The following is a 23502-nucleotide window of genomic DNA, read 5'->3' as shown; positions in this document are numbered from 1 at the left end:
TCCTGCCACTTACAGAACAGGGAATAGTACGCTTCGTTGCTTGTCTTTTTCATCCTGCAACATTATACATTCAGGACTCAACTATCAATATGGTTTTGTCGGATGCATACTCTTCTCCGCCACGGCGGACCAGATACAGTATCGCAGGCGGTTTATTCACATTGAGTTTATTTTCGATGGTGTTCATGAATACTTCGTATTTCTCAGCCACTCGTCGAGTTGTTTGAGCTTGGCCTGAATACTGGCCAGCCGGTAATTATTTACCCAGCCCATCCATATCTCCCTGAGTTTTTGAAGCCTTTCCTCAAAACTGTATGGCAAGGTTTTCTTGGTGATTCCTTTGAGCTTACGTTTCAGGTTTTCCCAGCTCTGCTTATTCACTACCAGTGCCTCCCGCATTCTGGCCCCTCACTACAATCTTCCACAGGAAGATTTCTCGACGTTCGGTCCTCCTTTTCCCCCTTTTTGTAGGTTGGCACGAAGCCATGACCTAAGAGCTCAAAGTCACCAGGTGAGTAAATCCGGTTTTCTCAAAGAGTTTAAAGTATTTCCCATAGAACAGATTGAGGGAATAGATTGGGAGTTTCCCGAAATCAGCAGAGATGAGCCGCTACCTGATAATGAACAATGCCGGAAGATCTATGAGGAAATGCTCCGGGCTCCTGAGTTGGTTCATACAGGTTCCTCAGCTTACTACCGGGCAGACCTGGATCAGATCACGATGCCGGAGAAAAAACTGTTTGCAACTGCTGGGGAATATTTTGGAGTACTCCACCGTGAGCTAGTCCACAGCACAGGCCACCCTTCCAGATTGAATAGAATTGGGATTTCAGAACCACAACAGTTTGCGTCTGAGAATTACAAAAAAGAGGAACTGATAGGTGAGATGGGAGCAGGGTATCTAAATAGCCTTACCGGGATATTGGATCAGAACCTGCTGGAAAACTCGGCAGCGTATATCCAACACTGGCTGAACGAACTACGAAATGATAAGCAACTGCTGATCGAGGCGGCCAGCAAAGCCCAGAAGGCGGTGGATTATATTCTGATGGAATGTCCATTTTAGAAAGAGGGGAGAGATCCCCTTTTTTTGGTCATGGCTGAATACTGAATAGGTTTTTGTTCTGCTATAGCCCAAGACTGGAAAATGAAGCTATTGAACGTTTGATGAAGCCTATTGAGGCATCCAGAATGAAAACCCATACTATCAGCAGATTGGTGACTTCGGGTACAGAAAACTCAATGTGGAGGGAGTGGTAGCACAGGAGTTATATGAAGAACTACCTGGGTTTGTCTCTTAAGTAGTCTACCCAAAGTTGATTTTTTAAACTGCTTTGAATTGTTTGGTGTTTGAAACTTCTGATGGTTTTCACAGATAGGTCGTATTAACCCATCTTCTAGATGATTTGTTTATAATAGAAAATATTGTCAATTTTAATGTTTATAGTGGAAAATATTTATCTAATTCGGTATTGAGAGCACTTGTAATGGAAAATATTTGCAAAAATTGATTTTCACTATCATAGAAAATATTTGTGCAAATATCATTAATAATAGAAATTATTTGTCATATTGACCTTAAATCTGTTCTATAATGGAAAAAAAAATACCAATCCACTTACAAGAAATTATATACAGCTCTTCTGATCCAACTATTTCAAGGTATGTTTCAAAACTGAAAAAAGAAGGAGAAATTCGAAAAATAGCACCTAGACTATATTCGGCTAATTTCGACGATAGTCCAGCAGCTATCATAAGAAGAAATCTGTATTCTGTTCTTGGGAAATTATATCCAAGAGCGGTGTTAAGCCATCGTTCTGCACTTGAATTTAAACCTACGAGTGCCGGTCAGATATTCCTTACGTATAAATACACCAAGAAAATTGAACTTCCAGGCATAATTATTCACTTTTTGAAAGGTATCGGGCCAATAGAAGGAGATAACCCGTTATCTGGGGAGTTATATGCTTCTCAACGTGAACGGGCATTTTTGGAGAACCTACAGGTCTCAAGAAAACCAGGGCCTGATTCAAAAACGTTAACATTTCCTGAAATCGAAGATCGTCTAGAACAAATTATAAGGGTAAACGGAGAACAAGAGCTGAATAAAGTAAGAGACCGAGCCAGGATCATAGCTAAGGAATTAAATATGCAACCCGAGTTTGATAAACTAAACAAGATAATCAGTGCACTACTCACAACGCATCCGTCTACTATATTAAAATCTCCGGTAGCTGCCGCACGGGCATTTGGTAATCCTTATGATCCTGCCAGGATTAGTTTATTCGAAATGTTGTTTCAGGAATTGACTCAACAAGAGTTCAAATACAGGGAAGAGCAAAACATAAGTAACAAGTCTTACCGGAATTTTGCATTTTTTGAAAGTTACTTTTCAAATTACATCGAGGGTACCGTGTTCGAAGTGGCGGAAGCAAAGCAAATTATTCAGACCCAACAACCACTATTAAAGAGAAATGAAGATTCGCATGACGTTTTGGGAACCTATAAGATTGTCTCAAATAAGAGCGAAATGAGTACTACTCCCAACTCACCGGAGGAATTACTTACCATATTGAGTTACAGACACCAGCTATTGTTATCAGCTAGGGTAGATAAGAATCCTGGAAATTTTAAACATATAAATAACTATGCTGGTCAAACCGAATTTGTTGATTCTTCACTTGTGAGGGGGACACTTATTAAAAGTTTTGAATTTTACCAAGCACTCAAGCACCCATTTGCGAAAGCAGCCTATATTATGTTCGTTGTAAGCGAGATTCATCCATTTTTGGATGGAAACGGGCGTGTGGCCAGGGTAATGATGAATGCTGAGCTGACAAAAGCAATGCAATCCAAAATAATAATACCTACTGTGTATAGGGAGGATTATTTGGGAGCCTTAAGAAAATTAACTAGGCAAAGTGATCCTAAACCATACATTCGAATGCTTACCCGTACCCATGAATTTAGCGCCACAATAGTAAGCGAGGACATGGACAAAATGCAGGCATTGTTGGAACAAAGCAATGCCTTTTTGGAACATACGGAGGGTAAATTGAGGATTATTGGCTAAGTGTCCGGTAGCTATTGATAACTACATCCAATTGCATACATTCAAGTGCATCTATTCGGTAGAGCAGTAGTTCGAGGATTGAAAATTTTGGCAGAAATGATTTTATCAACTCGGGCTTTAGCGGAAAAAGACCTGAATACGCTGCTAGTAGAACTCAATATTCAGGAACATACTTATTTCAGTGCAATGGATAAGAAATGAAACATCCTAATAGTCAAAACCTTTTTTTGTACTGGGTACGATTTAGAATCAATACTGGGAGCTAGTGCATATGCTTCAACGATATACTTAGGGGGTTCTGAAAAACGCCAATAATAGATCAAAAGCCATCATTTAGAATGATGAACCCATTTTTCATCCGAACGGTTTTTCAGCAGGTGCAAGCTTATGGACGACAATAGGTCTTTATCCATGCATCAGAAAATCTCAAAATCGAGATTTTCAAGCTAGCCTCAGGCATACCATCTTCTACGTTGGCCTCATTCGAGGTATAAGCATACATCTTCACTCGGCCGCCTTGAATCTGACATGCCTGAGACTTTTTCAGCAAGCCCTACTTAAATTCCAACCTGATTTTAATTTTTGTGGAATAACGTTCTGCTGAATTTTAAAGAATTTCCTTCTGGTTAATTTCCGGCAGGTCCTCCAGGAGGTTGTGCAGATAGCCGTCTCCCAGGGCTATCAATACCGGGGTTTGATTTTCTCCCCGTCTGATCCGCACCGGGATTTCATTGTTGTTGGATAAAACAAACAGTTCCCACTGTCCGGATTCGATTCCTTCTATGGCTTCTTTGGTGCTGATTGCCCACCGCTGACCGGTATTGTTTACTCCGCCGATCTTCAGGATCTGGATAGAATCTTTACTTTTTGTGTCCTTTTGGATAAAATGGACGGTTAATTTTCTCATACAGGTGTACTTCTCTGCTGCAATTAGGTTAAATTTTCCGCAAGTTGTTTTCAGATGTTTACCTGCTGCCTGATTCCTCCGACGGGAAAATCAAGCTTTATGTTTGATTAATTGGCTATGTCCTCACAGATTTCAGTCTGATTCCTTTTTCTAACAGTATTCCCGGAATCATCTCAGCGTCTTTGTCCAAATCCTGATCCATCAGCAGACGGATGGATTTGGATAATGCGATTATTTCCTTGCCTTTCCGCAGGCGGTCATAAGGGATGGGGTAAGGAGTGGAAAATCTGATTTTATCGTGTTTCTCCTCAGCCTTTTTCTCCAACACTTTAAGTTCACTGCATATCTCTGCCCAGTTGTACATGTTGTTTTTGAAATGAATGGATATGCAATATCGATTGACTCCGTGTTAGTTCAAACCCAGGGATTTTAACAGGCCAATAGTTGAACCAAACTGTCACAGTTAGTTTGAAAGGATGACAGAGGTGAGGAATCGCAAATTAATATCCAGGGGGTTTTCGCACTTGGGTTATGGAAATAGCCTGGTCCGGGTTCAGCCCACTTTCCGACAATTCGCTAATTTTGGGGTTCACTTAACCACCAGGGTTTTAATTTCCCTGTTAGAAGATCACCCCGATTTTATGAAACTAAAAAAAGTAATAGAGAATGCCCTTGATATGCTTGAGAAAGCTGACGATGGTATCGTTTTGATGAATATGTACAATGAGGTAGTGCATCCTGCCGATGCTGCCTTCAGAGGAGAGACGGTACACCCCTACAATGCCAAGGCCTTTATAGAAGAATTCCTGAGTATGAATGGATTGGATCTACGGGATAAGGATCTTCGAATGAAGCTGCTGAAGCTGATCCTGGAAGAAGCGGAGGCCAACAAGAGCAGAAAGAAAAAGCTGGATGCAGTGCTGAAGGGATATGATATGGAGAGTTTTGGGAAGATTGTTTAAGTGTATCTCCCATGATCTATTCTTGCAGTTCCCATGATCCTCCATAGGCATAAGGGATCCACCATTGACAGGATCTCTGGGTAGGACAGGGTGTCAAGAAGTGATTCGAAAATCAATTTTTCGGTACCACTATAAGCTAAGAAACCAGTGCCCAGAGAGTTGATCGACAGCGGACGATTTTGTCCGCCTGTCTGGTATGCAGATCTTCATTAAACTGCCTTTGGGAGGAGTTTTGGCCGAATTTCTCTGGCATTAAAATAGCCTAGTTGGACTTCTGGTGTAGCGGAGCCTTATCCTCAAAGTTTTATAAATCGTAACATGTGGAGTAATTACCTGAAGATTTCCTGGCGCAACCTGATCAAGGATAAAACCTATGCATCTATAAATATAATCGGGCTTACCATTGGCCTCGCCTCCTGCATGCTTGTAGGGACAGTGGTCTTCGATGAGCTGTCATACGATAGCTTTTGGGGAAATAAGGATCATCTATACCGCATCCTGACCGTGGAAAACATGGCAGGAATGGAGGGGAAGATTGAATCTGCCTATATGAACCTAGGAAATGAGCTCAAGGATAATTTCCCCGAAGTGGAAGCCGCAGGAAAAGTAACTACTGCAGAGTATTCCTTTCGCTTGGATGCCAACAAGAAAGACGCAATCCAAGTAGAGCTAATACAGGCAGATACCAATGTCTGGGATATGCTTGACTTCAAGGTTCTGGAGGGAGATCCGGGGCAGTATATTGCCGGAATCGGTAACCTGGTTGTTTCAGAGGATTTCAGTGCCAGCAATTTCCCAGGAGAATCTCCTGTGGGTAAAGTCATCTACAGTGTATCTTCCTATCAGGATCAGCCAAGTCCCTTTCTGATTACAGGAGTGATATCAACTATTCCTTCCAATACCTATCTACGGGCAGATGCCATGCAGGTTAGCCTTCCTTCCAGCCGGAAACTCAGCCGGGAGGGCTGGGGCTTTTATGAGGAGCAGCTTGTCCTGATGAAGCCTCATACAGATATAGGTGCTTTTGCAGAAAAAGTTAACAGATGGTATGCAGATTATATTACCGAGGCATCTGCAGATACAAAAAGCAGACTTCCTTCTTTTGAATTCCAGCCTATTGAGGATATTTATCTGAAATCGGATTTTTCAAATCAGCCAGTAAAGGGGAGCCAAAGCTCCGTTTACCTTTTTTCGGGAATAGCTGCGCTCTTGCTCCTGATCGCCTGCATTAATTACGTCAATTTGACAGCAGCCAGATCCATCAGGAGGCTGAGGGAAACTGGCGTCAGAAAAGTGTTGGGTGCTGATAGGAAGCAATTGATTTTACAGTTTTTATGCGAGAGCCTGTTGTTTTTTGTCATCTCCTCTATTCTTGCCTGCTCGGTGTATGCACTTAGTCTGGTATGGCTGGAGCAGTTTCTAGGAAATAGGCTGGAAGTAAATCTGTTGGATAACCGATTTTTGTTAGGAGCCTTTATTTCACTAGCAATTATAATGAGCCTGATTGCAGGAGTATATCCTGCCTGGATGGTTTCTGGTTTTCCTGTAGGAAACGCATTGAAAAACAGGTTTGGAAAGAGCAGTTCTACCACTGTGCCTACGATTCGGAGAGCACTGGTCACTACGCAGTTTATCTTTGCCCTTTTGGTGGTGATCGGCACGGTGACCGTCTGGTCCCAAATGCAGTTTATAGGCAATAAAGATCTAGGATACGACCCTTCCGGTGTTCTCAGCATATCCTCATTTGCTACGGAAGGTAGGGAAGCAGTCTTANATGCAGTTTATAGGCAATAAAGATCTAGGATACGACCCTTCCGGTGTTCTCAGCATATCCTCATTTGCTACGGAAGGTAGGGAAGCAGTCTTAAAGCAACAGGTATACCAGCTGTCCGGAGTGGAAGCGGTCAGCCTCAGTGGCTGGGTTCCCACCAGAGGAGATGCTTCTATGACCAAGCAGATCAAAACGCCCGATAATCCTGAGCAGGGTATTCCTGTCAATTATATCATCGGAGATATGGATATGCCTGAAGTCCTGGGATTCCGGGTGCTGGAAGGAAGGAGCTTTGACGCTCGGGAGCTGGATAATCAGCTTTCGGATGCAGATTTTACGGGAGAAGTATCCAAAGAGCGAGCTGATGAAGAACAGCCTTCTAAAATCCTGATCACCGCAGGTACTGCAAAACTTTTGGGCATAGCTGAACTTGGAGCCAATGAATCCATGCTGGATGCTATTCCGGTAGGGATCATTGAGGACTTCCATAGTATATCACTCCGGGACCCGATCAAGCCCACGGTTATTTTGGCCAGCAATGAATTTAACTATGCCTCATTGTTGATCAAGGTGCAGCCTGGAAATGAAGCTCGTGTATTAGCTGAACTTGCGGTAATCTGGAACCAGTTTTATCCCGAAAAGCCATTGGAATTTAATTGGTTGGAAGAAATGGTCAAAAGCCAATATGAAAAGGAAAGAACACAGACCCAACTGTTTTTCTTCTTTGCGGTATTGATGCTATTCCTTGCTGTCCTTGGAGTATTCGGACTGGTTGTTCATGCCACAGAGCAGAGGGTACAGGAAATCGGTGTACGTAAGGTGCTGGGAGCTTCTGTGTCCAGTATCCTTCACTTATTTTCGGCGGATTACCTCAAATTGGTGGCAGTGGCGCTGACGATAGCATCTCCCATAGCCTGGTTTGGCATGAATAGCTGGCTGAATGATTTTGCATATAAGATTTCACTCCAATGGTGGATGTTTCTTGGTGCGGGTCTGCTGGCTGCTATGGTAGCGATGGCGACAGTTAGTGTAAGGGTAATTTGGGCCGCCCAACTCAATCCTTCTAAATCACTACGCTCGGAGTAAAGGGATCATTTCTTTCGAAATACTTCAAAACCACTTGCCACTATTTTTTGAAGAAATAGACTGTTTACTTTTCTGAACATCCGGGGATTAGCTGTAGGGTTGTAGATTTCGAATCTAGCTATGATATCTACCTTATACAGTAGGAGATATTTATAGACTGATTACCTATGAAAATCCAAATCTAGGTTTGGATCAGTCTGATGTATTTAATTTCCCAGCCCATATGCCTACCTCTCTATTACTTACATGCTAAGGATTTTTAACCAAAGGTTCTTGTTCTTCGACTCTGCGTCGACTTTGCATCGACCTTGGTTCGACTTTTCATCGCTACCTTGGCGAAGAAATCTGGACCACATGCCGACCATAACTAAAAGATGATGAAGGTTTGCTTTCCCATTTTCATCCTACTGGAGTAGTGGATTATCGGGTGGGCATTAGTGAGAATATAAGGTGGTCTAAGGATGTAGTCAGGTTAAATATAAATAGTTAAGCTTAAATCTGCTAAATGCTATAGCTAAGGGATAATTCAGGCGCATAAAAGAAAATGCTGCCTAAAGTTGGAATTTAGATAGAGGAACAAATAAGGAGTGTTCAATTCAGTGTAGGACAAGGCATCAAAAAATCTTCCAGAGGAAGATTAGCCTTGGGCCGGACAGCAGGGAATGTAAATCCCTCCCAGAAACACTAGCGTTATGACTACACCGAGCGAAGGAGAATTAAGCACACAGTGTGTTCACTATTAAAATTGGGATTCACTAAGTGTTGCTAAAATTGTGGATAGGAATCTGCTTACCCCCATAACTACCATACTAATCGAATTTGATATTTAAATGATATCACCCAACGAGCGCCACTCTCCTAAGAGCTTGTTCCGAACGAATTGATTCGGGCAGAGAACCCGTCCCGATGAGCAACGAGATATCGGGAGCTGGGGTGATTTTAAGAAACCAATTGCATATTGGTAATGATATGAGGATGGGATTTCAAATCCCACCCAGTCAAACTTACGGTGGGACTATACCCAGAGGGGATTCCGAAAAATCGCGTTTAGATAGTTTTTCTTATGCGGGAGGGAAACTCTTCAATTCTTCACCACATAATTACCCGTAACTCCAGACAATAGCTGTATTTAGCCACGCTTTTTTGATATTTCTCCAAAAAATACCCTGTACAGGGTATTTTTTACCCTTTTTTAAATCTCTTTATTGGAAAAGCTTTTGAGAACGAGTCACCTGCCAACTATTGTAGTTATCCAACGGACAAAATTATGTCCACTTATTTCTGAACCATCAAGAATTAGTTAAGAATCAAATGGTTCATCATTTACTTCCTTATTTACTGACAATTAGTGTCATTAATTAGGTTGTGCTCTGTGAGTCATTAATTTTAGGTTATGAATATTTAATTAAACCCCATCAGATGAGATTTAATATAGTTTTAGAACGAACTGGAACAGGAAGATTTATCCCAATCAATTATCAGTATGAACTATCTTCGGCGATTTACCGGATCGTAGATCAGGCTGATTCTGAATTTGCAAATTTTCTCCATCATCAGGGCTATAGGGCAAATGGAAGGCCGTTTCGTCTTTTTTCTTTTTCAAGGATGTTTTTTCAAGGGTTTAAGGTATTGTCAGAATCCGGTAGGATCGAACATTATGGGAAAGGGGTACGGGTTGAGGTGAGTTTTTTAGTGGATAGAATAGCCGAGGAATTTGTAAAGGGGCTGTTTATGAATCAGGAAATATTTCTGGGTGATAAAATTTCCGGTACTACTTATCAAGTACAACGGATAGAAAGTGTGGCAAAACCCATTTTTCAGCAAGTAATGCATTATCGATGTCTATCACCCATTCTGGTCAGGCGAAAGCGGGCATCAGGAGGTGAGGATTATCTAAGCCCATTGGATGAGGGATATGCTGATCTGATTTTGGAGAATCTAATCTCTAAGAGTGTTGCGCTATCCACGGTGTATCCGGATGGCGGGGCTGTATTGGCAGATGAACGTCCTTTCTTGGATTTGACCGTGACTGGAAAAATATACAAAAATGGAGTTACCATCAAACAGCTGACACCACAGCAGTCCAAGCTGATCGGTTATAGCTATGAATTCAAGCTATCAGCACCGGTTGAGCTACACGAAATAGGCTATTACGCAGGATTCGGGCATTTGGGCAGTCAGGGATTTGGATGTGTGGGGGTAAAAAATGAAAAGATATGATAAGAGAACTGGTACAATTCGTAAAAGACATCCCCAACTCGGTTAAAGCCCGAGCAGTGGAACCCAAAGCAGGCCTACATATTCTGATTGGATTTGATGAAGAAGGAAACGGGAAGATTCTGGAAAGTGAACACTGTTTGGGTAAAAAACATGGACCGACTTCACAATTTTTGAATGATTGTGCGGCTAGGCAGGAAGCGGCATGGATGATAGATACCAACAAGTGTTTTGATCTTCCGATGAAAGGGCTGCATTCAGCGAGTCCCTATTGTATTGCATTCAAGAGAGAGTCTTGGATAGGGGGAGACAAATATCCAAATGATGGCAAAAAAGCCAACCTAATTGAGCGTTTTGAAACGTATTTTGGAAAAACATTCGAAGAAAAATTTGGTCTGGATGAGATTGAGAAACAGAAAACTATCCAATTTAAATTTTTTCTAAAAAATGAAATGAACTCCCTATTGGAGACAATTCCGGAATATGGAGAATTAGAGGGGAGCGACTATGTGATTTTTTACAGGGATGAACCTTTAGAAAAATACCGGAATTTTCAGGAAATCTATTTATCAGAAGGACTTTTCAATACAGCTGATTATAATTTAGAATTTGAGGGAGAAATACTTGGAACAAGCAATTTTCACAATGGTTTTAACAGTAAGAAACCTTTTCTTACGCATCAAACAGCATCTTTTGACATCACTTCCAGAATCAGTGCCCAAGAAGCAAAGGCACTCTCAGAATTTCAGGTTTATACTAACAAACGATTGGTTCCGAACCCAGTACCAATTTTTATCGATAAGCCTGAACTTACAAAAGATGCTATCAACCTGTACCATAGGTCAGAAGTCCAAAAAATCTCACATAGGGAAATTATCAGTGAATTATGGAAAAGAGATGAGGATTTGGGCAATTATTACCTGCTCTATTTTTCCGGCGGAGCTATACAGGATTTTGACTATGTGAGTAAGTTCAGATACCACCTCAGTGATGAAAAAGATCCAGACGGCGAAACTGCCTATTGGACTATTGAAAACGTTACCGAAATCAAAGACAAGGATAAATTACCGAAACCCTCTATCCGTCTAAAATCCGTTTTCGACTTTGAGCGGATTGTGGTTAGAGAGCTTTTTAACAATGCATTGATCAAAATTGATGACAAAAAAGGTAGCATAACGATGCGCTATTTTGACGAAATGGACCCCAAATACTATCGGGCGGCTCTGTTTACCTTACTCCTCAAATACCGCAGGCCTATCTATGACTTTATTTATAAATCCATGCGCAGCAGTATCGGTAGACAGCAGTTCGAGGACATCTGCATGACTGGTATTTTGGATGATCTCAGAAATGTTGAAAGCAATAAAGAATATGCCATTAAAACCAAACTGAATATTTACTTCAGTCTCTATTCTTATTTTGACAAAACTCATAATCCTACTTCTATGCCAAGTAAAATTGAAGCACACAAAAACGAAACAGTCCAGGTGGTGGACGGGGCAGACATTCACTTTGCCACTGATGATGCTTATGCCTTTGGGGCAGGCCAATTGATTTATTTCCTACTTTCCAAAAGCGAAGCGGGAGATCGGACCCATGCCGTACTGGAGCCTTTCCTACAAAAGACTAATCATGCCCACTTTAACGAAGCAATTGCTGGGATCCTGCTAAAATACAAGCATGCCATCGGTTTTGATTACAAGCGTTTCAACAAACTTGCAGGGGAAGTACTTGCATACGAGCCTACGACAGGACTTCAGCAATTACGCCCTTCCTTGTTGGCAGGCTATTTCTGTCCTAATATACTTTTCACTAAAAAATCAGATTCTCCATCCTAAAACTTTCTTATTATGACCAAATTTACCAAAAGAGCCTACGGAGCTGCAGTAATCAAAAGCATCAACTCCAACTACAATGCAGACTTTACCCACCAACCCAGAACGCTCCCAGATGGCCGGATATATGCCACTGATAAGGCATTGAAATACTTGGTTAGGAATTACCTGAAGCACGAGACTGACGAAAAGATTTTTTATTACAAAACCTTTAAGGAGGATACATTAAACCCAAGATCTCTTGACGAAACGTATGTAAAATACTTTGGTGAGATCCCCAAAGGTGAAGGGAAAGGAGTGGAGAAGGCAGCATCGCAAAAAAGAGAAATGCTGGGGAATCTCCTAAATAGCTTAGATGTACGCCTGTTTGGGGGCACCTATGCTGGTTCTACCAACCTTTCCATGCATGGGCCTGCACAGATTACCCATGGCATCAATCAATTTACAAGGGGGGAAATCTATTCTGAACAGATCATGTCTCCTTTCCGAAACTCTGCGGAAGGCAAAGAGGATTCGGCGATGACCACTCTCGGTTCCCAGTCTAAGTTGCGGGAAGGGCACTACGTGCACGGCATCTCTGTAAATCCCAAAAATCTGGCAACACTGACCGAACTGTCCGGAACGGAGAATTACCTATCAGAAAGCGATATTGAAAAATTAAAATTAGGCTTGCGAAGAGGTGCTACCTATTACGATTCTTCAGCCAAAGCAGGCACTGATAATGAACTCCTTTTGTGGGTAGTATTGAAAGAAGGTTCTAAACTGGTACTGCCATCTTTTACAGAACTATTACAGATTCTTGATTCAGATAAACGTGAAATTGACTTGCAGAAGGTCAAAGACTTGCTCGCCCAAGACCATGTGAAGTTTGAAGTGGAGAAAATAGAGGTTTTCTACAACAAAGTTATTACCACTGTTATTAATCTGCCAGAAGGTGCAGTAGAACTTGCCCTTTGATCCATGGAAAGTTTAATATCCATAGATTTAGAGGCAGATTTTGGTTTTTTACGAAAGCCTGATACGAATGATGGTATCGCTATGAGCTACAATATGTTGCACAAACCGGGCTTGTTAGGGATATTTGGGGCTATCTTGGGGTTGGAAGGCTATCAAAAAAGGGGAGTGTTACCAGCCTATTACCAGCAACTCCATGACCTGAAAGTTGGCATTGCACCTTTACGGGATGAACGGGGTAATTTTCCCAAGACCACCATTATCTACACCAATACTGTAGGATATGCGAATAAGGACGGGAACCTGATCGCATATGAAAATACCTTGATAAAACCTTCATATAGGATCTTTGTGGCCTTGTCAGACACGCATCCCCTGTATAAGTCATTGAAAGAAGGGCAGTCGGAATACATTCCTTATTTAGGAAAAAATGAATTTCCTGTATGGTGGAATCCGGAAAGCTTCCAAGAGCATGAGCTGAATCTGTTTGATTTTGATCAGGAATATCAGGTAGTTTCACTGTTTTGTAAGAATGACGGCGAAAGTAGCAGGGTAAACGAATCTGGAGGAAATACTTTGGGTTTTGCCTCCATGTTCACCCAATATGCAGAATCCTTTTTCTACTTCGAGCGACTGCCAGTAGGTTTTCAGGAGTTTGAAGTGAAAAAACGTGGAAAGGAATACCAATATCAAATGGCTCCTTTCGTCTATTCCAATGCCAAATTCAATGCGGAGTACCGGTTGGAGAACCTATACAGATTGAAAGACAATCAAGTAGTGCAACTCAACTAGCCATGAAGTCATTCAAGGAACTGATAGCAGACGAACAGGTTGGCACACTGCTCAAAAATCCTGATCATTACCTGGCGCACACTCCAGATGAAACGCTGGGGCAACATATGGGGCTAGTGACCCATTATTTTCAGGAGTTGATAGCTCTACATGGCTTGGAGCCCTTGATAGACAGGATGCTAATAAAGCTCTGTAAAGATGCGGAAAGCCTCGCCCCTTTTGCCAAAAAGCTCTTTTGGCAGGCGATCCTGTACCATGATTTTGGGAAAGTAAATGAGAACTTTCAGCGGAAGCTTGATAACCTGACACTTTTTCCTAAGCCTATAACAAACGGGATAGAATCTCAGCATTCTGTGCTAAGTGCTTTCCTGTTTTTGGCACATCAGCTTTCTGATGGGTTTAAAATTTTGGAAAATGAGCCTCCGAAAGGTCAGCAAAAGATGATTGCTTTCACGTTTGCACTTGCCCACACTATCATGCGGCACCATAATCCAAGTTTAGATGATTTGTCTGCTGAAAAATCGCTTGACAAACTCAATAGCCAATTATGCAAAGAATTAGAAAACTATCTACACTGCTACAGAAAATCCTTTCACCCACAGGTGATAGCGGGGATTTATTCCTTACGAAAATCTAATGTCCATTTTGAGAAATTGGATTTTGAATGGTTTGCACTGATCAGGTTAAACTTTTCATTACTCACCGCAGCAGACTATTATGCCACTTCGCATTATTGTAATAAGTGGATAAGTTTCTATGATGCCTTTGGGGTATTAACGGGAATTCAGAGAGACAAGCATTTCTCAGCCCTAATGCATACGCATTCCCATAATGCATCACTATACAGACACTTTGAGGAAATTGCCTCCAAAAGTCCTGCTACTTTTCGGCTAAAGTCCCCGGAAAATCTAAACAATCTGCGTTCAAGAATGGCTGCTGAAGTCATTCAAAAAGTACGAAAGCATTCAGAAGATCGCCTTTTTTACCTAGAAGCGCCTACCGGGGGAGGTAAAACAAATATGGCTTTCATAGCCTCTATGGAGCTGCTTCAGGCTAATCCAGAGTTGAATAAAGTTTTTTATGTATTTCCTTTTACCACGCTGGCAACCCAAACCCTACAAGCATCACAGGAGACGCTTGGGCTGGAGCCTGAGGATTGGATAGAGCTGCATGGAAGGGCTGCATGGAAACAAAAAATAACTAATGAGGAAATAAAAGATGGGCTTTATGGAGAGGAGCGGCTGGACGATATCCATAATCAATTTGTAAATTATCCTTATACGTTTCTAAGCCATGTGCGCTTTTTCGATATCTTGAAAGCCGATGAGAAATCCAGCATTTACCTGATGCACCGTCTGGCAAACAGCATCGTGGTAATTGATGAAGTGCAGGCGTATAATCCCGAACTATGGGATAAAATGGCGTATCTGCTTAAAGCATATGCAGAAGCTTTTAATATCCGTTTTATTGTCATGTCGGCTACGTTGCCCAAAATAGGTTCTTTGGCTGAGGCTGACTTTTGCTACCTGCTTCCAGATGCCATTGATCGTTTTTTTACCAATCCAAACTTTGCTGATCGGGTTAGCTTTAGTGACGAGTTGTTAGCCAGAAAACAACCAAAAAAGGAAGACCGCCAAGATTACCTGAACTGGCTGGCAAATGAAATCCATGAAAAATCAGAAACCTATAGGTCTAAAAACGGACAGGTGAGGACAATTGTGGAATTTATTTTCAAAAAATCAGCTACAGAATTTGCCACACTCGCAGAGGAGGTATTTCATGAATACACGGTTCATGTGTTGAGTGGTACTATTCTAGAACCTAAAAGAAAAGACATTATACGGCGGCTAAAATCTACTGGTGATACAGAGAAGAATGTTTTGCTAATCACCACGCAAGTAGTAGAGGCAGGAGTGGATATTGATATGGATCTGGGCTTTAAAAACCGATCCATCATTGACTCAGAAGAGCAACTGGCCGGCCGTGTCAACAGAAATGTGAAAAAGGAGGGTTGCACGGTGTATCTATTTGACTTAGATGATGCAAGCGTGATTTATGGAAAGGACAGAAGATTTAAGGAAACCCGTCAAAGTCTTGAAAAGGATTATTTCGAGATCTTGCGAACCAAGCGGTTTGACCAGCTTTATGAAAAAGTGAAGGAATGGTTGGATCAAACTAATCTTGAGACAGGATTGGCAGGAACAGGTAGGGATTATCGGGAACAGTTACTAGGGAAACTCAATTTCCCGAAAGTGGATTCCGAGTTTACCCTGATTTCCCAGTCCAATGTCAGTGTATTTGTTCCTTTGGAAATCAGGATAAAAGACGGGGATGAAGAAGTTTTTACTGAACAGCAACTCGACTTTTTAGAGACATTCAGTGTGTTTCCTCAAAGTGATTGGCTATCAGGAGAAGACGTGTTTAACGTATACAGGAGATTGATAATGGATCGCACAGAAGTGTTTACTGATAGAAAAAGGAATCTGAAAATGCTGCAATCCATAATGGCCATGTTCACCTTCTCACTGTTTTCGGAATCAAAACTGGTCAAAGAACTGATACAGGGAGGCAATAGGGAAGAGTATGGTTATATCTACCTAGTCAGTCATAGGGAAGTGTATGATTACGATAAAGGATTGCTGGACCAGAAGTTTAGCGAATTGATATTTATATAACCAGACCTTCAAGGTTTTTAAAAACCTTGAAGGTCTGCGAAAAAATCAGAAGCAATGCCAGACATACGCATTTCATTAGAACCTGATCAGATGTACCACATCTGGACCCATACGAGTGGCAGCGAAAATCTGTTTAGGTCAGATGAGAATTACCGGTATTTTCTGGAGAAATATACCCATCACATATATCCTGTTGCGGATACTTTCGCTTACTGCCTCATGCCCAATCACCTGCATCTGATGGTGAGGTTTCGAAGTGTGGAGGATTTAAAAAACCTTCAAGGTTTCCAAAACCTTGAAGGTTTGGAGACGGCAGTAGAGCGTTTTTTAAGCCGGCAATTCAGCAATCTCTTCAATGCCTATACCAAAGCCTACAACAAAATGTATGACCGGAGAGGCAATCTTTTTATTCCCCGGTTTAAACGCAAAATAATTGATTCTGAAAGCTATTTTACCGCGCTGATAGCTTACATACACAATAATCCAGTACACCATGAATTTGTATCAGACCCTACTGATTGGCCGCACAGCAGCTGGCATACTTACCTGATGGCCAACCCTACAAAACTTTCAAGAGGGGAAGGAATAGATTGGTTTGGAGGAGTAGAAGCATTTGTCAAGTTTCATCAGCAGCAGAAAAACAGGGAAGTTATTTTACTATTCGAAGACTAATCTCATGCAGATCAACGCTACCCTTGTTAATCTTTACCATATCTGCAAGCGCGAATGCTGGCTGCATGCAAATGGCGTAACCATGGAACATACCTCCGATACGGTTTATGATGGGAAGCTGCTACACGAAAACAGCTATCCAGGACGCAATGAGAAGCATGCCGAGATGATAGTGGAAGCCAGTCATAGAGGCATCAGTCTGACCGGGAAAATCGATTTCTACGATGCACGGCAACAGCTTATCCACGAAACCAAACGCAGTGACAAAGCGGAGCAAGCCCATGCTTGGCAAGTGAAATTCTATTTGTGGCTGCTCCGCCTCAATGGAATAGAGGGAGCAACAGCCATTTTGGAATATCCCCTGCTTCGCCAAACTGACCGACTGGAGCTTCTGGAAGCTGACATTGATTATTTGGAGCAAACAGTGGTAAAAATAGCTGCTTTAAAAGAAAACGGGCAATGCCCTCCTGTTATAAATGCCAAGATTTGCAAAAGCTGCAGCTACTTTGATTTTTGTTATTCCGGAGAAGAGTAAAACCTATACGAATCTGAAATTTTTGTATCTAAGATCTCTATTTCAGCTATTCAAGATTGATTTTGATGAACTTAAGTTTTTGTTATTTCTGCTACCACTTTTATGAAAAAGACCTACTATTTATTTAATCCCGGTCGTCTGAGCCGCAAAGACAATACACTGAAGTTTATTCCTGTGGATGAGTCAGGTAAGGAAGGAGTTCCGAAATATCTTCCGGTAGAAGGAATTTCCGATCTTTATTGCTTTGGTAGCTTGGACACGAATTCTGCTTTATACAACTTTCTGGGCAAAGCCGGGATCAGCATTCATTTCTTTGATTATTACGAACATTATACCGGAAGCTTTCAGCCTAAGGAATATCTATTGGCAGGCAAAATGCAGATCAGTCAAACTACTCATTACCTGGATCGGGACAAACGGCTTAAAATCGCCAGAAAATTTGTAGAGGGGGCTGCATTCAACATTACCAAAAACCTTAAATACTATATGAAAAGGGAGCGGGATTTGGATCTACAGCTCAATCGGATTCAATCCTATTCGGAACTTGTCGCAGCTGCTTCTGATATTCCTTCACTGATGGGGATTGAAGGAAATATACGGAGTACTTATTATGAAGCCTTTGACCATATCATCAAGGACCACGCGATGGAAAGCCGGAGCATGCGTCCCCCACTTAATGAAATCAATACACTTATCTCATTTGGTAATATGTTATGCTACACCCAGTGTCTGGATCAGCTATACCATACCCAATTGAATCCCACGATTAGTTACTTGCACGAACCGGGATACCGGAGGTATTCTTTGGCATTGGATCTGGCCGAAATTTTCAAGCCTATTTTAGTAGATCGGACTATTTTCAGAGTCCTAAATAAGCGGGAAATCCAATCCAGGGATTTTGATTTTCAGACTAATCGAGTGACACTGAAAGAGTCGGGGAAAAGAGCTTTTCTTAAGGCATTTGAAGAAAGACTAAATGAGACTATCAAGCATAGAACTTTGAATAAGCACGTTAGTTACAAGCATTTAATCAAACTGGAATGCTATAAGCTCAGTAAGCATATCTTGGAAATAGAAACGTATAAGCCATTTAAAATCTGGTGGTGAGAATCAATGTCATGGGAAAACGCTAAAGGAATCAGTATGTATGTAGTATTGGTATATGATATAGGTGAGCGAAGAGTGGGGAAGATGCTTAAATTGTGCAGGAGATATCTGAATTGGATCCAAAATTCTGTGTTTGAAGGTGAAATCACCGAAGTCAAATTAAAAGAACTGCTGGCCAATGCGAAGCAATTCATGAAAGTTGAGGAAGACAGCATTATAATTTTCAAGAGCAGAGATGAAAGATGGCTTGAAAAGGAAATAGTGGGTCTTGAAAAAAACGACTTGGATACATTTTTATAGGGATTTGGTTGTCGACATAACAGCCATAGGCAGTTTATCAGAAGTACACATTGGATGAAAAGAACCCTAAAGTCGCTTTTTTACACTGGGAAGAAGGTTGTCGAACCCTTAGGGAAAACCCTGAATTAGACATCGACAACTTCTAGTTTTAATTTTTATGGTATTAACCCTTTTGAAATGGCTAAAAAGAGCTATTTTTATTGCGTACCCCACGGCCCTCAATCGCACCACACAGGAATTGAAATGGTAAAAAACCATCTGATTATCCGTACTTCATTTGGCCCTCAATCGCACCACACAGGAATTGAAATGATTGAAAGTCCATATGATTGGATCTGCATACTAGACCCTCAATCGCACCACACAGGAATTGAAATGGATTAAAAGACTTAAGCTCTAACCAAAATTTTTTGCCCTCAATCGCACCACACAGGAATTGAAATCATTGAAATATGGTTTATTACCGATCCTTTGCTTTCCCCTCAATCGCACCACACAGGAATTGAAATGGGGCTACAGAACCAGCAACAACACCCATTGCGGTAACCCTCAATCGCACCACACAGGAATTGAAATTTGTGTTTGAAGCTTATAAATCAGCTTGCTATATTACCCTCAATCGCACCACACAGGAATTGAAATATGGTTATTACCTTAGTCTCGCTCATTTGCCCTATCCCCTCAATCGCACCACACAGGAATTGAAATATGGGTAGAAAAGCGATTGGAATCGAGTTAAAGGATCCCTCAATCGCACCACACAGGAATTGAAATTTTATCAACTCAAAGCCATTCGGGGATGAGTTTAAACCCTCAATCGCACCACACAGGAATTGAAATGATTCTGGCATCATGCGAACTGAAACCACCAATGAACCCTCAATCGCACCACACAGGAATTGAAATATCTCTGAAATAATCCCCCCCCCATTGTTTGCTTTCCCTCAATCGCACCACACAGGAATTGAAATCTGATACTTCCATTTTCAACAAAAGTAAGTCCTATTCCCTCAATCGCACCACACAGGAATTGAAATGGGTTTTTACTGCCAAGAGGAGCCATTTTATACGCACCCTCAATCGCACCACACAGGAATTGAAATGCACTATCCTCACGCATCCAGAAGCGGAAACCGTCGCCCTCAATCGCACCACACAGGAATTGAAATGGAAACTCCTCAAATGAAGTTATTTCAGCTACTGAACCCTCAATCGCACCACACAGGAATTGAAATATGAATAGAATTAGCGGTGTACCAATGAATAGAAGCCCCTCAATCGCACCACACAGGAATTGAAATGCTGATGACTCCGGATAGATTCCGTAACTCTTGGGCCCCTCAATCGCACCACACAGGAATTGAAATTTGGATAGGAGTAAGGAAGAAACTATTCTAAGCCATCCCTCAATCGCACCACACAGGAATTGAAATGAAAATAATAGGCATGCTTTTGAATCGGGTTTACAAACCCTCAATCGCACCACACAGGAATTGAAATGAATAAATAATTTAGTAGTCCCTGAAACTGGAATAGCCCTCAATCGCACCACACAGGAATTGAAATAAAAGGAATAATAACTGAAATTTACCCTGTTTCTGACCCTCAATCGCACCACACAGGAATTGAAATGGAATATAATATCATACCCAAACCCCTCCCAGTTTTCCCTCAATCGCACCACACAGGAATTGAAATTTTGTTACTCGTCAAAAGAAATACGCACTCGCAATACCCTCAATCGCACCACACAGGAATTGAAATTCAACAAACAACAACACTATAAAAAAGAAACTAATTCCCTCAATCGCACCACACAGGAATTGAAATGCAAGTCGGTTGGAGATTTGTTTGCGGACTTTTATACCCTCAATCGCACCACACAGGAATTGAAATTCAACAAACAACAACACTATAAAAAAGAAACTAATTCCCTCAATCGCACCACACAGGAATTGAAATGCAAGTCGGTTGGAGATTTGTTTGCGGACTTTTATACCCTCAATCGCACCACACAGGAATTGAAATTGTAGAGGGTGAAATAACAATCACTAGAAGGATAATCCCTCAATCGCACCACACAGGAATTGAAATAGAGGATATAGGGCTCTATCATACACGAGCTATGATCCCTCAATCGCACCACACAGGAATTGAAATGGTTGTGATGCAACGTAATTAGGCAGGACTTCCATTCCCTCAATCGCACCACACAGGAATTGAAATGAAAAGTGATTTCAACATCATTTCCACAATCAAATACCCTCAATCGCACCACACAGGAATTGAAATATAGGATTGTTTGAGCAATTCCTAACACCTGACAACCCTCAATCGCACCACACAGGAATTGAAATGTTGTTTACGGAGGTACTGTTCAATGGTCTGGAACCCCCTCAATCGCACCACACAGGAATTGAAATAGGATTGATAGTACTATCTTTAATCAGGTACTTTGTCCCTCAATCGCACCACACAGGAATTGAAATTGGTTAGAATGGCATTTCGTCTTCGCCCTCTTCCGGCCCTCAATCGCACCACACAGGAATTGAAATTTGGTAATCGTCTCAAACCCTGTCAGCACCCCATCCCCCCTCAATCGCACCACACAGGAATTGAAATTGGTTAGAATGGCATTTCGTCTTCGCCCTCTTCCGGCCCTCAATCGCACCACACAGGAATTGAAATTTGGTAATCGTCTCAAACCCTGTCAGCACCCCATCCCCCCTCAATCGCACCACACAGGAATTGAAATTGGCATCCAGTACTTCTTTCAGGTGGCCGAACAGTACCCTCAATCGCACCACACAGGAATTGAAATATTCCTGTAGGAATCAATACCAATCCATGTTTCATCCCCTCAATCGCACCACACAGGAATTGAAATGGATCATAGTAGCTGACCTTATACCCTGCTATCGGACCCTCAATCGCACCACACAGGAATTGAAATCAGATTTGAACAGCTCGATGTTCTTATTGAAATGGACCCTCAATCGCACCACACAGGAATTGAAATAGGAGATGATCAAGGTCGGAGTCAACAGGTCTATGACCCTCAATCGCACCACACAGGAATTGAAATAGGCCATTCCCTACGTGTATGGCATCATAGACCATACCCTCAATCGCACCACACAGGAATTGAAATAGGTATTCCCTGAATTGGTTCCGGTGGTCGGACGTCCCCTCAATCGCACCACACAGGAATTGAAATAAGACAACTACCAGATCTTCCCGGTAGCGGCTAGAACCCTCAATCGCACCACACAGGAATTGAAATTAGTCTAATGGTAGCTTAAAATTAGTCTGATCCCGTCCCTCAATCGCACCACACAGGAATTGAAATTTTCTTAGCAAGGTCTTAACTACTTGCCTCCATGCCCCTCAATCGCACCACACAGGAATTGAAATGGTGGAATATTAGGCTAAATAATTATACATTTGTAGCCCTCAATCGCACCACACAGGAATTGAAATATGAGTGGCTTAATAGTTCGCCTATCCACCAATAATCCCTCAATCGCACCACACAGGAATTGAAATGAAGCAGAAGCAATTATATATGATCGAGTAGGCGATCCCTCAATCGCACCACACAGGAATTGAAATCACCTTTTAACTTTAAGGCCTGTATGGATTCTCCTTCCCTCAATCGCACCACACAGGAATTGAAATCCGAATGATCTGATCTCTTTGATATCGAAGAACTGGCCCTCAATCGCACCACACAGGAATTGAAATGAGTGTATAATTTAAACAATATAAAACAGGATTAATCCCTCAATCGCACCACACAGGAATTGAAATTCGGTTTTAGTTTCTGTCTGTTGAGCTGCCTGTAGGCCCTCAATCGCACCACACAGGAATTGAAATATTAAATGCGCTTAGACAGTCACTTTCCGGTCTTACCCCTCAATCGCACCACACAGGAATTGAAATATAGAAAGGTTTGCAATTTCGGCCTCCAGTTCAATACCCTCAATCGCACCACACAGGAATTGAAATTGAAGTACTTCCTTCTATCCGGAAGCATGGAGCCTACCCTCAATCGCACCACACAGGAATTGAAATTGTATGGAGCATTGCGGTAAACCTCTGAGAAATTGTCCCTCAATCGCACCACACAGGAATTGAAATTGAAGTACTTCCTTCTATCCGGAAGCATGGAGCCTACCCTCAATCGCACCACACAGGAATTGAAATTGTATGGAGCATTGCGGTAAACCTCTGAGAAATTGTCCCTCAATCGCACCACACAGGAATTGAAATAGGGAAACAGTTATAGGGATTATTTTCTTTGTTTTACCCTCAATCGCACCACACAGGAATTGAAATAGCATGGAAGCCTAAGCAAAAGACGTTCAAATACAGCCCTCAATCGCACCACACAGGAATTGAAATAGGACTCAGGACAAACCCTAGCCATGTTCAATAAAGCCCTCAATCGCACCACACAGGAATTGAAATCGGATGGGGAGATCATGCGTCGGCTGGGTATAATAACCTCAATCGCACCACACAGGAATTGAAATACAACAGCGGATACTATATACGCACATGTCTTAAATACCTCAATCGCACCACACAGGAATTGAAATGCCAAATCGGGATAT

17 protein-coding genes and 1 CRISPR repeat array are annotated in these 23502 nt (G+C 41.8%); of the genes, 14 read left to right on the top strand and 3 right to left on the bottom strand.

What is annotated here, in order from left to right; all coding sequences use genetic code 11:
• Positions 1 to 183: 183 nt before the first annotated feature.
• Positions 184 to 399, bottom strand: coding sequence for a group II intron maturase-specific domain-containing protein (locus SYJ56_RS24795; RefSeq protein WP_323838904.1), 216 nt, complete (start codon positions 397 to 399; stop codon positions 184 to 186).
• 112 nt (positions 400 to 511) lie between these two features.
• Here SYJ56_RS24795 and SYJ56_RS24790 point away from each other — a divergent pair, with 112 nt between their 5' ends.
• A complete protein-coding gene (locus tag SYJ56_RS24790; protein WP_323838902.1) occupies positions 512 to 1066 on the top strand; it encodes a zincin-like metallopeptidase domain-containing protein in 555 nt (184 codons plus the stop codon).
• A 528-nt stretch (positions 1067 to 1594) separates the two neighbouring features.
• Positions 1595 to 3073, top strand: a complete 1479-nt coding sequence (locus tag SYJ56_RS24785; protein WP_323838900.1) for a Fic family protein — start codon at positions 1595 to 1597, stop codon at positions 3071 to 3073.
• Positions 3074 to 3680: 607 nt separating this feature from the next.
• On the opposite strand, the gene SYJ56_RS24780 is transcribed toward SYJ56_RS24785, so the two are convergent.
• Both SYJ56_RS24780 and SYJ56_RS24775 read right to left on the bottom strand, forming a co-directional pair.
• On the bottom strand, positions 3681 to 3980 hold the full coding sequence (locus SYJ56_RS24780) for a DUF3892 domain-containing protein (protein WP_323838898.1): 300 nt from the start codon (positions 3978 to 3980) through the stop codon (positions 3681 to 3683).
• A 115-nt stretch (positions 3981 to 4095) separates the two neighbouring features.
• A complete protein-coding gene (locus SYJ56_RS24775) occupies positions 4096 to 4344 on the bottom strand; it encodes a hypothetical protein (protein WP_323838896.1) in 249 nt (82 codons plus the stop codon).
• A 277-nt stretch (positions 4345 to 4621) separates the two neighbouring features.
• Between SYJ56_RS24775 and SYJ56_RS24770 the strand changes: the two genes are divergently transcribed.
• From SYJ56_RS24770 to cas2, 12 genes are all read left to right on the top strand, one after another.
• Positions 4622 to 4942 (top strand): hypothetical protein, encoded by a 321-nt coding sequence (locus SYJ56_RS24770; RefSeq protein ID WP_323838894.1) that lies wholly within the window; start codon positions 4622 to 4624, stop codon positions 4940 to 4942.
• Positions 4943 to 5260: 318 nt separating this feature from the next.
• Complete coding sequence (locus SYJ56_RS24765) at positions 5261 to 6736, top strand: ABC transporter permease (RefSeq protein WP_323838892.1); 1476 nt, start codon at positions 5261 to 5263, stop codon at positions 6734 to 6736.
• Entirely contained in the window at positions 6717 to 7799 is a 1083-nt protein-coding gene (locus tag SYJ56_RS24760) for an ABC transporter permease (protein ID WP_323838891.1), read from the top strand. Before SYJ56_RS24765 ends, SYJ56_RS24760 begins: the two co-directional genes overlap by 20 nt.
• A 1419-nt stretch (positions 7800 to 9218) precedes the next feature.
• Positions 9219 to 10019 (top strand): CRISPR-associated endoribonuclease Cas6, encoded by an 801-nt coding sequence (gene cas6, locus SYJ56_RS24755; RefSeq protein ID WP_323838890.1) that lies wholly within the window; start codon positions 9219 to 9221, stop codon positions 10017 to 10019.
• The gene (locus SYJ56_RS24750) at positions 10016 to 11854 is read left to right on the top strand and encodes a hypothetical protein (protein ID WP_323838889.1); all 1839 of its coding nucleotides are present in this window, start codon (positions 10016 to 10018) and stop codon (positions 11852 to 11854) included. Before cas6 ends, SYJ56_RS24750 begins: the two co-directional genes overlap by 4 nt.
• Positions 11855 to 11866: 12 nt before the next feature.
• Positions 11867 to 12808: a type I CRISPR-associated protein Cas7 gene (locus SYJ56_RS24745; protein ID WP_323838887.1), complete on the top strand. Its 942-nt coding sequence runs from the start codon at positions 11867 to 11869 to the stop codon at positions 12806 to 12808.
• Positions 12809 to 12811: 3 nt separating this feature from the next.
• Positions 12812 to 13597, top strand: coding sequence for a CRISPR-associated protein Cas5 (cas5, locus tag SYJ56_RS24740; RefSeq protein ID WP_323838885.1), 786 nt, complete (start codon positions 12812 to 12814; stop codon positions 13595 to 13597).
• A 2-nt stretch (positions 13598 to 13599) separates the two neighbouring features.
• Complete coding sequence (gene cas3 / locus SYJ56_RS24735; protein WP_323838883.1) at positions 13600 to 16272, top strand: CRISPR-associated helicase Cas3'; 2673 nt, start codon at positions 13600 to 13602, stop codon at positions 16270 to 16272.
• Between the two features lie 54 nt (positions 16273 to 16326).
• Complete coding sequence (locus SYJ56_RS24730; RefSeq protein WP_323838881.1) at positions 16327 to 16944, top strand: hypothetical protein; 618 nt, start codon at positions 16327 to 16329, stop codon at positions 16942 to 16944.
• 4 nt (positions 16945 to 16948) lie between these two features.
• On the top strand, positions 16949 to 17479 hold the full coding sequence (gene cas4 / locus SYJ56_RS24725) for a CRISPR-associated protein Cas4 (protein WP_323838879.1): 531 nt from the start codon (positions 16949 to 16951) through the stop codon (positions 17477 to 17479).
• Between the two features lie 102 nt (positions 17480 to 17581).
• Complete coding sequence (cas1b, locus tag SYJ56_RS24720) at positions 17582 to 18586, top strand: type I-B CRISPR-associated endonuclease Cas1b (RefSeq protein WP_323838877.1); 1005 nt, start codon at positions 17582 to 17584, stop codon at positions 18584 to 18586.
• A 6-nt stretch (positions 18587 to 18592) separates the two neighbouring features.
• Positions 18593 to 18886: a CRISPR-associated endonuclease Cas2 gene (gene cas2 / locus SYJ56_RS24715; RefSeq protein WP_323838875.1), complete on the top strand. Its 294-nt coding sequence runs from the start codon at positions 18593 to 18595 to the stop codon at positions 18884 to 18886.
• A 215-nt stretch (positions 18887 to 19101) separates the two neighbouring features.
• A CRISPR array of direct repeats spans positions 19102 to 23487; the repeat unit is 30 nt; unit sequence CCCTCAATCGCACCACACAGGAATTGAAAT.
• Between the last annotated feature and the right edge of the window lie 15 nt (positions 23488 to 23502).

Source organism: Algoriphagus aurantiacus, assembly GCF_035156405.1.
Lineage (GTDB): Bacteria > Bacteroidota > Bacteroidia > Cytophagales > Cyclobacteriaceae > Algoriphagus > Algoriphagus aurantiacus.
This window is presented reverse-complemented; position numbering and strand designations above follow the sequence as displayed.

Coding starts and splice junctions, on each gene's coding strand:
- SYJ56_RS24795 (WP_323838904.1), bottom strand. CDS start 399: ATGCGGGAGGCACTGGTAGTGAATAAGCAGAGCTGGGAAAACCTGAAA.
- SYJ56_RS24785 (WP_323838900.1), top strand. CDS start 1,595: ATGGAAAAAAAAATACCAATCCACTTACAAGAAATTATATACAGCTCT.
- SYJ56_RS24780 (WP_323838898.1), bottom strand. CDS start 3,980: ATGAGAAAATTAACCGTCCATTTTATCCAAAAGGACACAAAAAGTAAA.
- SYJ56_RS24775 (WP_323838896.1), bottom strand. CDS start 4,344: ATGTACAACTGGGCAGAGATATGCAGTGAACTTAAAGTGTTGGAGAAA.
- SYJ56_RS24770 (WP_323838894.1), top strand. CDS start 4,622: ATGAAACTAAAAAAAGTAATAGAGAATGCCCTTGATATGCTTGAGAAA.
- SYJ56_RS24760 (WP_323838891.1), top strand. CDS start 6,717: ATGCAGTTTATAGGCAATAAAGATCTAGGATACGACCCTTCCGGTGTT.
- cas6 (WP_323838890.1), top strand. CDS start 9,219: ATGAGATTTAATATAGTTTTAGAACGAACTGGAACAGGAAGATTTATC.
- SYJ56_RS24750 (WP_323838889.1), top strand. CDS start 10,016: ATGATAAGAGAACTGGTACAATTCGTAAAAGACATCCCCAACTCGGTT.
- SYJ56_RS24745 (WP_323838887.1), top strand. CDS start 11,867: ATGACCAAATTTACCAAAAGAGCCTACGGAGCTGCAGTAATCAAAAGC.
- cas5 (WP_323838885.1), top strand. CDS start 12,812: ATGGAAAGTTTAATATCCATAGATTTAGAGGCAGATTTTGGTTTTTTA.
- cas3 (WP_323838883.1), top strand. CDS start 13,600: ATGAAGTCATTCAAGGAACTGATAGCAGACGAACAGGTTGGCACACTG.
- SYJ56_RS24730 (WP_323838881.1), top strand. CDS start 16,327: ATGCCAGACATACGCATTTCATTAGAACCTGATCAGATGTACCACATC.
- cas4 (WP_323838879.1), top strand. CDS start 16,949: ATGCAGATCAACGCTACCCTTGTTAATCTTTACCATATCTGCAAGCGC.
- cas1b (WP_323838877.1), top strand. CDS start 17,582: ATGAAAAAGACCTACTATTTATTTAATCCCGGTCGTCTGAGCCGCAAA.
- cas2 (WP_323838875.1), top strand. CDS start 18,593: ATGTCATGGGAAAACGCTAAAGGAATCAGTATGTATGTAGTATTGGTA.